A 13,251-nucleotide genomic window follows, 5' to 3' on the forward strand; every position below is an offset into this window, starting at 1 on the left:
TCAGCGGAGGTCGCGGGCCATCGGCGACGCTCGTCGTCTTCACTGGCTGCACCGGTGTACGGCCGCGGTCGGCGCGGCGGGACCGTCACCGTGCGACATCCTCGTCGGCGAGGGGTTCCAGCACTCCATGGGTGTCGAGGCGGTACAGCACGACGAGCGCGGGTCCGATCAGCACCAGCGCGACGGCCGCGATGATGAGCATCCACTGGAGCGACGTCTCCGCACCGGCACCCTGTCGGACGGTGAGTGAGGTGGGCACCAGATAGGGCCGCTGGGCGAAGCCCCAGGCGGCGACCAGCAGGGCCACGGTGGCCACCGAGGTGTAACGGGCCCAGCCCGCGGCCGGGCCGGCGACCAGGAGGGCGGTGGCCACGACAGCCACCACGGCGACCAGGACCAGGAGGAGCCCGATCCCGTGGGTGAGACCGTGGTGCACGTACGACGCGTGTGGGTCGGTCACGACCAGGCCGATCGCGCCGAGCACCAGGAGGGCCGCGGCGCTGATCCGGGCGCGGAGCCGGAAGTAGCCGACCAGGTCGACGGCGCCGAAGCGGCGGGCATCCACGGTGAGGAACACCGCGCCGAGGAACGCGGTGGCCGCGACGGTGAGCAGCCCGGCCATGATCGAGGTGGTGTTGGACCAGGCGTCCGCCGAGGCGGTGGTGCCCGGTGCGGCCCGCCCGGAGGCCACCGCGCCGGCGGTGGTGCCCAGGAAGAACGGGGTGAGCAGCGACGAGACCGCGAACACGGCGCCATAGATCCGGCGTGCGGAGAGCCGTCGGGCGGGCTTGCGCAGTGCGAAGCCGGCCCCGCGCAGGACCATGCCGACGGCCGCCAGCGCGAGCGGGAGCCACAGCGCGGTGAACACCGTCTGGAAGAACACCGGGAAGCCGGTCCACATCAGGATGAACACGAAGATCAGCCAGACGTTGTTGACCTCCCAGACGGGTGCCATGGCGTGGTCGATCAGCCAACGCGGGTGCTTGCCGCGGTCGGCACCGCCGGCCAGCAGGTCCCAGAACCCGGCACCGTAGTCGACGCCGCCGCCGCAGGCGTAGGCGGCGATCACCACCAACAGGATCCAGGCGACGACCGTGGCGGTCACTGGTCGCCCCCGGATGCCGGGCCGGTGCCCTGATCGGCCGGCGACCCGCCGGAACGCGTCCCGCCGGCGACGAGTTCAGGGCGCGGCCCGTACGGGGTGTCGCTCTCCGGTCCCTCGGCGGACGCCCGTGCGGAGTCGGAGTCGGCGAGCCGCCAGCGGCCGGTCATCTTCAGCACCACGCCGAGGAAGGCGCCGAACACGAGCACATAGACGGTGACGACGATGCCGAACATGGTCCACAGCGAGGACGCGGCGGTGGGAGTCACCGCCTCGGAGACCCGCATGTTCTGGTAGACGATCCAGGGCTGCCGGCCCACCTCGGCGGTGATCCAACCGCACTCCACGGTCAGCAGACAGGCCACGCCGGCGACCGCGGCGCACCGGAAGAACCACCGGGAGCGGGGCAGGTCGCGGTGGCGCAGCCGGCACCAGCCGTACCAGAGCGCCAACAGGATCAGCAGGCTGCCGATGGTGACCATGATGTCGAAGGCCCAGTGCGCGATCGTGGCCTGGACGGCGGTGGGCCGGTCGTCGGCGGGTACCGAGGACACTCCGGTGACCTGGGTCTTGGGGCTGAACCCGGCCAGGATGGAGTCCAGTTGGGGGATCTTCAGGCCGCCCTTGATGCTTCCGTCCTCCTGCAGCCGGCCGAACATGTACTCCGGTACGTGGGTGTCGGTCTTCCAGACCATCTCGGTGGCGGCGAACTTGACGGGCTGCTTGTGGAACACCGACCGGGTGATGGAGTCGCCCAGCAGGAACTGCACCGGCGTGAGGATCGCCGCAGCCGTGAAGGGAACGGTGAACCCGAGGCGGTGGTAGCGGTCCCGGCGGCCGCGCAGCCAGCCCACCGCGTAGACGCCGGCGACGACGTATCCCGCCGTCAGGAACATCGCCACCACGAAGTGCCAGTACTCCGGGCCGAACATCGGCGTGAAGACGGCCTGCCGGACGCTGACGTTCACGGGTCTGCCACTCGGGTCGAGGGTGAAGCCCTGCGGAGTGTTCATCCACGAATTCGCGGCGATGATGCCGAAGGCTCCCAGCAGCGCCGCGAGCGGCAGCGGCACACCGAGCCAGAAGTGCGTCCACGGCTTCAGCCGGCGCCACCCGTAGAGGTAGACCGCGATCAGGATCGCCTCGAGGAAGAACGCCCACGCCTCCACGCCGAACCCGATACCGAAGACGTCACCCCAGCGGCCCATCATGCCCGGCCACAACAGCCCGAACTCGAACGACAGCACCGTCCCGGTGACGATGCCGACGGCGAACTGGACGGCCATCACCGCGGACCAGCGGCGGGCCAGCAACATGGCGACCGGATCGGCCTTGCGCAGTCCCCGGTAGTGCATCACCAGCGTGATGAACGGCAGTGCCACCCCCAGCGGCACCAGCAGGATGTGGGAGGCGAGGGTGAACGCCATCAGTTCCCGGGCGGGCAGCAACTGCGGAGGCGTGGTCGCCAGAAGGGGTACTGCGGTGTTCATGCGGGCCTCGGTGGCTCGTGCCGGTTGACAGCGAGGTCAGCCGGTGGACCGGACGGGGGGAGGGCGTATGCGGCGGCGCCGTGCCAGGCCTCCGGGATGACGGCGGGTTCGCGGCGCGGGTCGGTGGCGAAGACCGCGCAGACGCCGCCCCGCATCGCGCCCTCCGCACCGCATGGTCTTCCGCCGTACGATCAGCCTCCGGTGGCGAACCCGGGGAAGAGGGTCATGCCGCCGTCGACGTAGATCGTGGTGCCGACGACGTAGTCCAGCAGGTCGGAGGCGAGGACGGTCACCGCGTTGGCGATGTCCTCCGGGTCGCCGACCCGGCGGTACGGGACCAGCCGGAGGAGGTCGGCCTCGGCCTCGGGCGTGTCCCAGGCGCTGCGGTTGATGGGCGTGCGGATGGCGCCGGGCGCCACGGCGTTCACTCGGATCCCCTTCGGGGCGAGCTCCTGTGCCAGGGTCTGCATCATCATCAGGACGCCGCCCTTGGACGAGGCGTAGTTCACATGGCCCGCCCAGGGGATGATCTGGTGCACCGAACTCATGCAGACGATCTTCCCGGCCGAGCGGGACACCTCGGGGACGACACCGCGGCGGAGGAACTCCTTGGCGGCCTCCCGGGCGCACAGGAACTGGCCGGTGAGGTTGACGTCCAGCACCTTCTGCCACTGGGCGACGCTCATCTCGGTGATGGCGGCGTCCCGCTGCAGCCCGGCGTTGGCCACCATGATGTCGATCGTGCCGAACTCCTCGACCATGCGCGCGACCATCGCGACGACCTGATCCTCCTGGGAGACGTCGGCCTCGTACGCGTACGCCCGCACGCCGAAGGACTTGATCTCCTCGACCACCTCCTCGGCCGCCTCCCCGCCGGAGACGTAGTTGACGACCACGTCGGCGCCGGCTCGCCCCAGACCGATCGCGGTGGCCTTGCCGATGCCGGAGTTCGCCCCCGTCACCAGTGCCTTCTGTCCCCGGAGGATCGACGGCACCGCCCGCCGGCCCTCGTCCACCGCTGAGGTCACCGCTGTCTCCCGTCGTCGGCCGCGAATTCGGCACCGGTGGGCAACACTTCCCAGCCGTGGCCCGCTCTGAGCGGGCGGCGCGCGCGGCTCGCCCGATGGACGCAGCGATATCGCTCCGACGGCCCAACGGGGCGCGGGCGTCGGCAGCGCTCTGAGATACCCGGAACCGGGCGGGCACTCGACGATGCGGACCGCGAACCATGGCTGCGGAGCCTGGCGGACCGCGAACCATGGCTGCGGAGCCTGGCCCACTCGGTCCGGACCACCTCCCGCGCTCACCGGGGCGCGGTCATCAGCTGCTCGGCTCTGAAGCGGGAGTACCGGGACCGGCTCCGTGCGGCCGGGCCGGGCGTCTGGTTCCTCTACCTCGCCCTTGACGAGGAGACCGCCCACACCCGCATCGCCCACCGGACCGGGCATTTCGTGAAGGCCCGGCTCCTGGACTCCCAGTACGCCGCACTGGAACCGCTACAGGCCGATGAGCCCGGACTCACCGTCGACGCCACCGCCGGGACCGACCCGATCATCAGCTCCGGGCAGGCCGTCCTCGCCCGCTTCGAGGCCGAGTGCCGACCGCACGGCGGATGAGTCCTGCCCCGGTTCCAGCCGTTGGGCGGCCGGCCCCTCAAGGCGGCCTGGGCACCCGACATCGCCGGCTGTGGCGCCGCCGTAGAGAAGGTTTCACGGACACCCCCGAGTCCGGAGATCGGAGATCGACGTCGGAGACCCAGACCAGACCCAGACCCGGACCCGGACCCGGTCTAGGAAGTCGCACCGTCCGAGGTGCTCGACGGATCCATCCACATGACCTGCCAGCCGTGGCCGTCAAGGTCGAAGAAGCTGCGTGAGTACATGAAGCCGTGGTCCTCCGGACCATCCGCCTCGGAGCCGCCTCCGGCAAGCGCGGCGTCAGCGACCGTGTCGACCTCTTCGCGGGTCGACACGCTGAAGCAGTAGAGCGCCAGCGTGTGCGTGGTGGGGTCCGCCATCGGCAGCTTCGCGAACTGCGCGAACTTCTCGTGACTGAGCAGCATGACGGAGGCTTGCTCGCCGACCTGCATGCAAGCCGCGCTCTCATCGGTGAACATCGGGTTGAAGCTGAACCCGAGCCGCGCGAAGAACGCCTTGCTGCGCTCGACGTCCGCCACGGGCATGTTCACGAACAGCATGCGACCGGCGTGTGCGGGAGTGGTCATGGTGATCTCCAGTCAAAGGTTCGATGGCGTACAACGGGTAGACCCGCCCAGCCCGCAGAACTCATCGGTGGCCCCGAGATCTGGCTCTGACCGGTAGCGTCCAGCGCCCCCGCCCGACCCGCTGGCGGACAGCCCGTGTCCCCCACGTGTCGGGTGACCTTCTTCCCTGCGAGGTGCGGCCGTTGCCACGCCCCAGGTCCGTGCACCGATGACCTTTCCTGGGGCGCGGTCGGACGGTCGGGTCAGCGCAATCCGGCGAAGAGATCGTTCTCGGGTACGGCCGCGCCGGTGACGTCCTTGACCCGTACGAAGGTCTCCACGCCCATCAACTCGCCGAACCTCTCCTTGCCCATCTTGAGGAAGAAGATGTTCTCACCCTGACTGGCGTGCGCGGCCAGCGCATCGAACTTCTGACCACTGAACGCGGTGGCGTCCACCCACGTGGAGATCTCGTCGTCGGGGAGGCCGATCTCGGCCATCGCGGCAGCCTCGGCAGGATCCGGTTCCGGCATGTCCACACCGAACTCGCGCAGGAGCTCCCCGAATCGCTGCATCATCGAGCGCGGCATCGTCGTCCAGTACACCTTCGGTGTCAGCGCGGTCATCTCCAGCGCCGCCATCGTGATGCGGTGGGCCTGGATGTGATCGGGGTGACCGTAGAACCCGTTCTCGTCATAGGTGACGACCACATCGGGTCGATAGTGCCGCATGAGCTCCGCGAGCCGGGCGGCGCCTTCCTCCACGGGGGTCTGCCAGAAGGATCCCGGGGCCTTGTTGCTGGGCCAGCCCATCATCCCGGAGTCGGCATAGTCCAGCATCTCCAGATCGCTGACCTTCAGAGCGTCACAGCTCGCCTCGAGTTCTCGACGGCGCATCACGGCGACGGCCGCCGGATCGTGCCCGGGATCGCCCGGCTTGACGCCCCCCGGTCCGTCACCACAACCACCGTCGGTACACGTCACGAGAACCGTGCGGATGCCCTCCGCCGCGTACCGGGCGAGGACGCCTCCGGTTCCGGTGGCCTCGTCGTCGGGGTGCGCGTGTACTGCCATCAGCGTCAAGGGGCGGTCAGTCATCAAACAGTCCTCCTGCAGAAATGAGCGCGCGGCAGGCCTACCGCGATCCTGGGGCCCGGATCCACGTGGAGCGGGTGACCTTGTGGTCTCCGTGTTCCCCGTGCAACGCCGGGCCCTCGGTCAATGCAACCGTGTCGGCCGGACTACATGTTCCCGCCCCGGCCGCCCGGCTCCGTCTCGCGGCATCCGGCCGAGCGGACCACGAAGAGGCAGTGCCGGCGGCGAACACCCGTTCAGGTCGCCCGATGGGCCCTTCATCCCCGGCTGTCCCCAGCCGACGCGAGTTTCCGACATGCGGGCGCTGGAAGAGACCGTGGCCGAGCTCCAGGGCGGGGAGGCGGGGTCGGCCACCCATCGAGGAAGTCCGTCCCCTGATCGCACAGCGCCTCGTGGAAGACCGTGGCCGGCGACGATCACCTCCCACTCGAGTGGGAGGTTGTCGGTACGGCTGACCCGCACAGACCGCCGGCTCTACGCTTCGTACATGGGATGGGAGCAGGCCGCCCTATGGGGGTTGGCGGGCGGACTGGCTACCGGCCTGCTGTCTCTGACGGCTGCGGTGATCGCGGCGGACTACCAATGGCCGTGGACACGCCGCCAACTTGGGCCGCGATTGTTCGTGGTGGCCGGCGGGCTGTTGCTCGGCGCGCTGGTTGCGGCGGCCGCTCACGGGCAGATGAGCGGCGGCTGGCCCGCGTTCGTCATGGGCGCCGGGGCACCCGCCACCATCCGCGGTCTGCTGGCGGGCCTGGAGGTCGAGACACCCGGCGAGCAGCCGTCACCATCGACGTCCCACCTGCCGGCTTCCGCGCAGCACCCGGCAGCCTCACGAGAGCCGCGGGACGGAGGAGTCAGTGAAGGCACCGGCTGAGAGCCGCCTCGGATACCTGGCCGCCGCGGCCCGCCCGGTCCGGCCCTGGCTGCGCCTTTCGGTCCGCTCCCGATTCTGGGGCGACGTCCTGGTCGCCGCCGGCGCCCGCCGCAGGGCGCCGCGCCCCCTCGATCCTGCCCTCCGGCGCCAGCCCTCACCCGCCGCCGACCCCCGGCTGCTTCCGGAGCGCGGGCTCTCACGGTCCGACATGTCCCAGAGCGTCGCCACGCGCCTGGCCGTACACGCTCTCGGCCTCGCCTACGCCCAGGTCGCCGACCTGATGCATGAGTTCGTCCGGGTCCTCGTCGTGGACAATGATCTCGACCGCGGGTTCCTTGACCACGTCCGCGACCTCGCGCTCGCCCTCACCGCCGATCTCGAGCGTGCCGGTGGCCTCGATCAGGTCATTGCCGATGACCTCGCCCGGGCCGATCACCTCCTCCAGGCCCTTGTACGGGAGCTGACCCGCCCGAAGCTCCGGCGTCCCGACGATCTCGACCGCGCCAGAGACCTCGTCCAGGGCCTGTCGGACCTCATCGGGCAGATCGTGACCCGCGACCTCCCCCTTGCCGAGGCCACCATCGACGTATCCGGAGCCGATCTGTCCCACCTTTCCCTCGGCAGGTTGGAGTCGGTGGGTGGCCTGGGCTCGCTGGACGCTCTCAACGGCGTCATCTGGGACGAGCACACCCGATGGCCGCCACAGGTCCACAGCGTGATCCTGGCGATCTCCGTCCCGATCGGCGCGGGGATATTTCAGATCCGTATCGGCGGCGAACATGATCGCGCGGAACCGCTCCTCGTCTGACATCTCCCTCCTCGCGTCCCCGCGTGGGCGCCGCAAGGCGGTGATCAGATGGTGTTGAGGAAGGCGAGTGGGGGCCGGGCGTCTCCTGTTGCCGTCCCCTCCTGCCGTGTTGCCGGGCGCTCGGCTTCCCTGTGGACGAGCGCCCCGGGGCCCGGGCGGGTCCACGGGGCCGACGCGCAGAGCGGTCAGGATGTGCGGGGGATCCAGTCGCTGCCGCCCAGGGGGTAGTCGTAACCGGGACGGTCGGCGTCTGCGCTGGTACGGAAAGGGGTGCCGGCGTTGTCGGCGCGGACGGTGCCGTGGCGGCCGCCGCTCGACCAGTCGAGGGTGAGGCTCCAGCGCACGTCGTGTGCCTGGGTGTGGGCGGTGACGTAGAAGACCTCGGGATCGGACTGGCTGACGCTGTACGGGAAGTCGTGCTGGCCGTTCTTGACCCGCGCGGTGGGGCTGCCGCTGTCCAGGTCGACGTCGAAGGACTTCGTCTCGACGCCACCGCCGCAGCCGACGCCCATCGCATAGTCGTTCCAGGCGAGCGGCGCGTTCCTGGACACGATGCTCACGTGCAGCGCTTCCAGGACGACGGTCTGCGAGCCGACGCCCTGGACGGTGAGGGCTACCCGCTGCTCATCCGAGGAGACCGCGCCATACGAAGCGGCCCAGCGCGGCGCGTTCTCCTCGTTGGCTGGCGGGCCCATCTGCGCGGGGGCGCTGTCGACGAGGAAGCGCTGGCTGCACGGGCTGTCGTAGACGTAGGGGCGGGTGCGGACGGTGAGCGGGACCGCGGCACCGCCGGGGATCGGCGCAGCGGACGTGCGGGGGGCCGAGGTGCCCGGCGTGGTGGAGGCTCCGGCTGTCCGCCGGTCGCCGCTCGCGCCCGTGCTGTGGGTCGGTGAGGTCGGCGTGCCCGGCGTGTTCGGTGTGGGGGTGTTCTGCGGCGCGGAGGTGTCCACCGTCTTCTGGTTTCCCGCCTCGCTCAGGTTTCCGGTCGCGCTCGTGTGGCCGTCGCCGTCGCCGGCCCACGGCGGATGCACCGCGAGCACCGAGGCCACCAGTACGGCCGCGGCGGCGGAGGCGACCAGCACCGTACGGCGACGTCGCGGTACGGCGGACGCGCCCGGCATGCTGACGACGACCGGCTCGTCGGACTCGTTCGGCGCAGCTTGGACGTCGGCTCCGGCCGCCCCGGCGGGCTCGGCGGGCTCGGCGGGCTCGGCGGGCTCGGCCGCTTCCGGCTCGCCGGCCGCGAGGGCCGCGACACCGGCCCCGGCGTCCCCGCTCTCGCGCCGCACCTGCGACGCGGCCGCGCGAGCCGCGTCCGCCAGAACCCAACGGCGGTGCAGTTCCACGAGTTCCTGCGGCGTCGCCCTGCACACCCGTGCGAGGCGCTCCACCGGCGCGTAGTCGTTCGGGACCGCGGCGCCGTTGCAGTACCGGTGCAGCGTCGACGTGCTCATGTGCAGCCGCTTCGCGAGCGTCCCGTAACTCAGCCCCGAGCGGTCCTTGAGCTCCCGCAGCAGCGTCGCGAACCCCTCGGCCGACCCGGCCCCTGCCGACCCTGCCACGCGTTCCCCCATCCCGAAGCGACCCTCCGTATCCCGTTCCAGCGTTCCAGGCGCCTCGTATTCGCCCTGTTCAGAGCCTATTTCACCATTCCAGTATCCCCAACTGCCCGGCGGGCGTGGCGGCTGGGACGGATCACCGAACAAGCTCCTGCCATCCAAGCACCACACCGGTGTCACCAGCGAAAGAGGTACGCAACATGTCCGGTATCCGCACCCGTGGTATCCGTCTCGCCACCGCCGCCGCGACCGTCACGATCGCCGCGCTCTCCCTGACCGCCTGCGGCAACGACGGAACGGGCGTCCGCGCCGAGACCGGGGGGACGAGCCATGCGGGGACCACGGCGCCCACCGGCAGTGCTTCCGCCCCGGGCCCGTCCGCTTCGCCCTCCGTGGCGAACCCCGCGTCGTCCCAGGCGCCCGGCAAGTCCGGGCCTGCGGGGTCCGGTGGTCCGAAGCCGACGACGCGGCACACCACCGCCGGGGCCCCGGACTCCGCCGACAAGCCGGTCACCTGCGAGGGCTCCAACACCAAGACCGTGGCGGCCCCGTTGAACCGCCCGGTCAACCACATGCTGCTCACCGTCACCAACACCGGCCGCAATACCTGTTACCTCTACGCCTACCCGGCGCTGCGGTTCACCGGGGCGCAGGCGGTGCCCCCCGTCATCGACGACTCCCACCCGCAGGCCGTGGTGACGTTGAACCCGGGACAGTCCGGCTACGCCCTGGTGAACCTGTCCGCCGCAGACGGCAGCGGCACGAACGGCTACACCGCGAAGACCCTGTCGGTCTACTTCTACGGCCGGTCCGGCACCGAGAGCGTGGGCGCCGCCGCCCACCCGTCGCTGCCCGCCAAGGGCCTGTACATCGACAGCACGCTCAAGACCACGTACTGGCAGCAGTCGATGGACGACGCCCTGAACTGGTGACGCACGGGCCGCGCCGCCCACGACTGACACGACGGCCGGGGATCGCGAACAAACCGCGGGCCCCGGCCGGTGTCCCTGATCGAGCCCGGGCATGAGCACCTGCGCCGTCATGATCTGCGGCATACCGGGCTGACCTGGATGGCCGATCGGGCAAAGCACCGAAAAAGCCCGCGGACCTGGAGGAATCCTCCAACTCAGCGGGCTTTCAACACCGTCGGGACGACAGGATGTGAACCTGCGACCCCTTGACCCCCAGATCATCGGGTCAGGGGTTTTTGCGGGTCAGGGACCCACTGGTTCGCGTTGGCGCGTCCACCGGAGCTGGCGTTGTTCGGTCGCGCGCATGGCGTGTAGTCCCCAAGTGGGCCCAGTCGCACGACGAGGAAGGACGGTGGAGTCCCCTACAAAGGGGCTTCGGCGTAGTCCATGAGAGCCCGATTCGTGACCCGGTGACCTTGTGAGGTTGAGAGGCGCTCATGGATCCCGATGCCCCACCGTTCAGTCCTGGTGCGGCCGCTTCAAACGGTTGGCAAGTTGCGCTGCGGAATCCCAGCCTGCGGGCTGTTCGCTCTCGGGTCCGCGCCAGGGACGGCCGGCCTCAATCCATGCGTCTCGCGCGGCGCTCACGCCTGCGTTCGTGGCGTCCTCATAGCCGAACTCGCTGAAGCAGCAGGCGCAGATATCGAACGAGGGGGTCAAGCCGTCGGAACCCCAGGGTTCGAATCCCTGATCAAGCCCGCACACGGGGCAGTTGGTCCCCGACCTCGGCGTCCTCGTCACGGGCCGATGCTACACACGCACCGCCTGTCGACCGTTTCCTACCCGGGGTCTCCCACAGCTCAAGTGGCTTGATGCGCGCGTTCCGTCTCTCGCCATACCGCAGATCCGCCGCGTCTGCGATGGGTGCCCCTCGATGCGAACGACAGGCGGAACGGTCACTGAGGTCTGCCGGGCTGGTCAATCCTGGGCTTGCGGTCGCTGCGGGCACCCAGGGGTCTGGACGGTTGCTGTACTCCGCTGCTGTACTGCTGCGCACCGATGCATGTGCCCCCTACCCAGGTGAGCTTCCTTCGGCCGACACGCTTCCAAGTCTGTTGATGCCGTACGACCTGGTGTACGAGGCTGTTCTCATCTGCGTTCGCGGGAGGTTGGCGGCTCTACCGGTACCGGCTTCGGGCCTGCCCTGAACGGCCCGCGAACCAAGCTGAGTGAGACGGAAACTGAGACGGGGCTTTGATGGAGCGAGTAGAGGCCGAGCTGTTCACCGACGGCGGGAACGATGCGGTGGTGCGCCTCCCGGGTCGCAACTTCCCGGGTGTCCTGATCCAAGGAGACACCCTCAGAATCCTGCAGACGGACGTGGCCGAACTCGCCGAGTTGTGCGCCGCCGGCGATCTGGAGGAGGCCCGGCTCGTGGCGAGGCTCCTCCACACTGATCTGGGAGAGAAACTTCAGCGCTACACCGAAGCGCTCGAAGCCCACGGAATCTCCCGGCCCTTCTGATCCGTAGCGAGCGCCGCCTAAGGGCTGACCCGTAGTCCCTGGTGGAGCAGCGCGCGGCGTCAGATGCCGTGCATCGCACGGCGGAGGGGCACCCGCATACTGGATGCATTCGGGCGTTCCGACAACGCGGCGAGGTGCCGTAGCTGTCGTCGGGCGCCCGCCAGGGATTGCGGGACAGCCCTGAGTGCTCGCGTCGTGTTCGGCGCCGCTGATGTCACTGATATCCGGGGGCGGGGTGCGGCCAGCCTCCCTCGATTGCCGGGCCACTGCCAGCGGGGACGTTCGCGGCCACCAACGCTGCGGCGTCGCGAGCGCTCAGACGGGAACCAAGCACGCGTGACGGGATGTGCGGCGACCACCGCGACCAGTGGAGCACCACGTTCCACAGACCGTCTCTGCGTGGCACTACGCACGGAACCTCCGCGTAGAACGGATCCTTCGTACTGCTGAGGAGGCTGAACTCACCGTGCGACGGAAAGGGGAAGAAGGCGCGCAGGGTCGGCTGCGCATACAGGGCCTCGGCCACTTCGGCGTCGCCCAGCCTGATCAACGGCGAGCGCTCCAGAGTCAGCCTCCAAGCGGTCGACACCACCCTCCCAGGAGGCGCCGCATCCAGAGGATTGGTCGCCAGCAACATCCACTCACGACGTAGTTGACCGGGCGATGCCCCATCACGCCAGGCGTGCAGGATGGCGTCCACCACCGCGAGGTCATCGGTGCTGCCGAATGCACACCAGGGCCTTCCGGAGTCCGTGGAGATCTCGATGCGGAACTCACGTTCGTCGGCATTGGTGGCGTATACGGCGAACCGCGCCTCACCACGTGTGCTGCATGCGGCAACCGCGGGGTCGTACCCCTCGACGGGATCCATGGGACCGGCACCGTGCCCGCGGCGAGCCGCCTCGCCGGCCAGCGCTTCCCGCAGGCTGCCTGACGCCGCCAATTCTGGATAAAGGTCGGACAGCGCTTCCCTTGGAAGTTCGTTCATACGCTTACCGTATGCCGCGCGAACGAAACCGGCCGTGAGTGCGGGAGCCGGCGCATCCTCGCCGTGCCCAGCGGCCAATCACCCATGTGGAGCGGGCGACGGGAAGCGAACCCGCGTAGCTCGTTCGGAAGACGAGTGCGCCGCCCCCGTCCTGACCTCGTACGGCGCCGTACAGAGCCTACGGAGCGTCGGGCCCGCTGGTTTCCCCGCGGCTCGCTCCCCCTCGTTGGCTCCTCAAACGGGCAGGTGACCGGCACGGCGACTACTCGGACACGACCGCGGCGCTCAGGGCGCGGGCGAACGGCGTCCGTCACCGGTTCCAGCGCAGCCCGATGCCGTCCATGACCTGCATCGCGAGCCTCCATGCAGCGTCGTCCTGAATGCCGTCCGTGAAGGCTGCGTCGTCGGCCCCCAACCGCTCGGCCAGGTCCTCGCCGAGGGCTTCCGCTCGTGCGAGCGGGACACCGCCGGCCAGTCCTCGCAACCTCTCCGCTACCAGGCGAATGTAGTACGGCTTAGGCCAAAGCGTCTTCTCGACCGGCAACGCGAGATTTCCCGAGATTCCCCGCACGATCTGGCACCACCGGGCACGGTTCTGCTCAGGCTCGGTGTTGTGGGGCGTGGGCCGCCAGGAATCACGCCCGCTTCCCGTATGTGCGGGACGGCGGACAGGATGCAACCGGGGAACGCGGCCGGTG

The 13,251-nt window shown here is 69.7% G+C and carries 13 protein-coding genes; 4 read left to right on the top strand and 9 right to left on the bottom strand.

Annotation, left to right across the window (positions count from 1 at the left end):
* Nucleotides 1-85: 85 nt before the first annotated feature.
* The 3 genes from M2266_RS31640 to M2266_RS31650 all read right to left on the bottom strand — a co-directional run bounded on the left by M2266_RS31640 (nucleotide 86) and on the right by M2266_RS31650 (nucleotide 3,620).
* The gene (locus M2266_RS31640; RefSeq protein WP_277441706.1) at nucleotides 86-1,105 is read right to left on the bottom strand and encodes a cytochrome d ubiquinol oxidase subunit II; all 1,020 of its coding nucleotides are present in this window, start codon (nucleotides 1,103-1,105) and stop codon (nucleotides 86-88) included.
* Nucleotides 1,102-2,592 (bottom strand): cytochrome ubiquinol oxidase subunit I, encoded by a 1,491-nt coding sequence (locus M2266_RS31645; protein WP_277441707.1) that lies wholly within the window; start codon nucleotides 2,590-2,592, stop codon nucleotides 1,102-1,104. Before M2266_RS31645 ends, M2266_RS31640 begins: the two co-directional genes overlap by 4 nt.
* A gap of 191 nt (nucleotides 2,593-2,783) precedes the next feature.
* Nucleotides 2,784-3,620 (bottom strand): SDR family oxidoreductase, encoded by an 837-nt coding sequence (locus tag M2266_RS31650; protein WP_277441708.1) that lies wholly within the window; start codon nucleotides 3,618-3,620, stop codon nucleotides 2,784-2,786.
* A 36-nt stretch (nucleotides 3,621-3,656) separates the two neighbouring features.
* Between M2266_RS31650 and M2266_RS31655 the strand changes: the two genes are divergently transcribed.
* Nucleotides 3,657-4,208, top strand: a complete 552-nt coding sequence (locus M2266_RS31655; RefSeq protein WP_277441709.1) for a hypothetical protein — start codon at nucleotides 3,657-3,659, stop codon at nucleotides 4,206-4,208.
* A gap of 173 nt (nucleotides 4,209-4,381) precedes the next feature.
* Here the strand turns inward: M2266_RS31655 and M2266_RS31660 are convergent, their stop codons facing one another.
* Both M2266_RS31660 and M2266_RS31665 read right to left on the bottom strand, forming a co-directional pair.
* Nucleotides 4,382-4,816: a VOC family protein gene (locus M2266_RS31660; protein ID WP_277441710.1), complete on the bottom strand. Its 435-nt coding sequence runs from the start codon at nucleotides 4,814-4,816 to the stop codon at nucleotides 4,382-4,384.
* Between the two features lie 242 nt (nucleotides 4,817-5,058).
* Complete coding sequence (locus tag M2266_RS31665; protein ID WP_277441711.1) at nucleotides 5,059-5,892, bottom strand: PIG-L family deacetylase; 834 nt, start codon at nucleotides 5,890-5,892, stop codon at nucleotides 5,059-5,061.
* 484 nt (nucleotides 5,893-6,376) lie between these two features.
* Here M2266_RS31665 and M2266_RS31670 point away from each other — a divergent pair, with 484 nt between their 5' ends.
* Entirely contained in the window at nucleotides 6,377-6,763 is a 387-nt protein-coding gene (locus M2266_RS31670; protein WP_277441712.1) for a hypothetical protein, read from the top strand.
* A 196-nt stretch (nucleotides 6,764-6,959) separates the two neighbouring features.
* Here M2266_RS31670 and M2266_RS31675 read toward each other — a convergent pair whose 3' ends face one another.
* Complete coding sequence (locus tag M2266_RS31675) at nucleotides 6,960-7,574, bottom strand: hypothetical protein (RefSeq protein ID WP_277441713.1); 615 nt, start codon at nucleotides 7,572-7,574, stop codon at nucleotides 6,960-6,962.
* Between the two features lie 182 nt (nucleotides 7,575-7,756).
* On the bottom strand, nucleotides 7,757-9,133 hold the full coding sequence (locus tag M2266_RS31680) for a helix-turn-helix transcriptional regulator (protein WP_277441714.1): 1,377 nt from the start codon (nucleotides 9,131-9,133) through the stop codon (nucleotides 7,757-7,759).
* Between the two features lie 197 nt (nucleotides 9,134-9,330).
* Here M2266_RS31680 and M2266_RS31685 point away from each other — a divergent pair, with 197 nt between their 5' ends.
* Both M2266_RS31685 and M2266_RS31690 read left to right on the top strand, forming a co-directional pair.
* Entirely contained in the window at nucleotides 9,331-10,062 is a 732-nt protein-coding gene (locus M2266_RS31685; RefSeq protein WP_277441715.1) for a DUF4232 domain-containing protein, read from the top strand.
* A 1,236-nt stretch (nucleotides 10,063-11,298) separates the two neighbouring features.
* On the top strand, nucleotides 11,299-11,565 hold the full coding sequence (locus tag M2266_RS31690) for a hypothetical protein (RefSeq protein WP_277441716.1): 267 nt from the start codon (nucleotides 11,299-11,301) through the stop codon (nucleotides 11,563-11,565).
* A gap of 214 nt (nucleotides 11,566-11,779) precedes the next feature.
* Here M2266_RS31690 and M2266_RS31695 read toward each other — a convergent pair whose 3' ends face one another.
* Both M2266_RS31695 and M2266_RS31700 read right to left on the bottom strand, forming a co-directional pair.
* Entirely contained in the window at nucleotides 11,780-12,553 is a 774-nt protein-coding gene (locus M2266_RS31695; RefSeq protein ID WP_277441717.1) for a DUF6193 family natural product biosynthesis protein, read from the bottom strand.
* A 310-nt stretch (nucleotides 12,554-12,863) separates the two neighbouring features.
* Nucleotides 12,864-13,124, bottom strand: coding sequence for a hypothetical protein (locus M2266_RS31700; protein ID WP_277441718.1), 261 nt, complete (start codon nucleotides 13,122-13,124; stop codon nucleotides 12,864-12,866).
* Nucleotides 13,125-13,251: the final 127 nt, after the last annotated feature.

The organism is Streptomyces sp. SPB162, assembly GCF_029504575.1.
In the GTDB taxonomy this organism is placed as follows: domain Bacteria; phylum Actinomycetota; class Actinomycetes; order Streptomycetales; family Streptomycetaceae; genus Actinacidiphila.

Bases quoted from the DNA above. Each gene is read 5' to 3' on its own strand.
- M2266_RS31690 (WP_277441716.1), top strand. From the start codon at position 11,299: ATGGAGCGAGTAGAGGCCGAGCTGTTCACCGACGGCGGGAACGATGCG.
- M2266_RS31665 (WP_277441711.1), bottom strand. From the start codon at position 5,892: ATGACTGACCGCCCCTTGACGCTGATGGCAGTACACGCGCACCCCGAC.
- M2266_RS31645 (WP_277441707.1), bottom strand. From the start codon at position 2,592: ATGAACACCGCAGTACCCCTTCTGGCGACCACGCCTCCGCAGTTGCTG.
- M2266_RS31675 (WP_277441713.1), bottom strand. From the start codon at position 7,574: ATGTCAGACGAGGAGCGGTTCCGCGCGATCATGTTCGCCGCCGATACG.
- M2266_RS31660 (WP_277441710.1), bottom strand. From the start codon at position 4,816: ATGACCACTCCCGCACACGCCGGTCGCATGCTGTTCGTGAACATGCCC.
- M2266_RS31670 (WP_277441712.1), top strand. From the start codon at position 6,377: ATGGGATGGGAGCAGGCCGCCCTATGGGGGTTGGCGGGCGGACTGGCT.
- M2266_RS31695 (WP_277441717.1), bottom strand. From the start codon at position 12,553: ATGAACGAACTTCCAAGGGAAGCGCTGTCCGACCTTTATCCAGAATTG.
- M2266_RS31685 (WP_277441715.1), top strand. From the start codon at position 9,331: ATGTCCGGTATCCGCACCCGTGGTATCCGTCTCGCCACCGCCGCCGCG.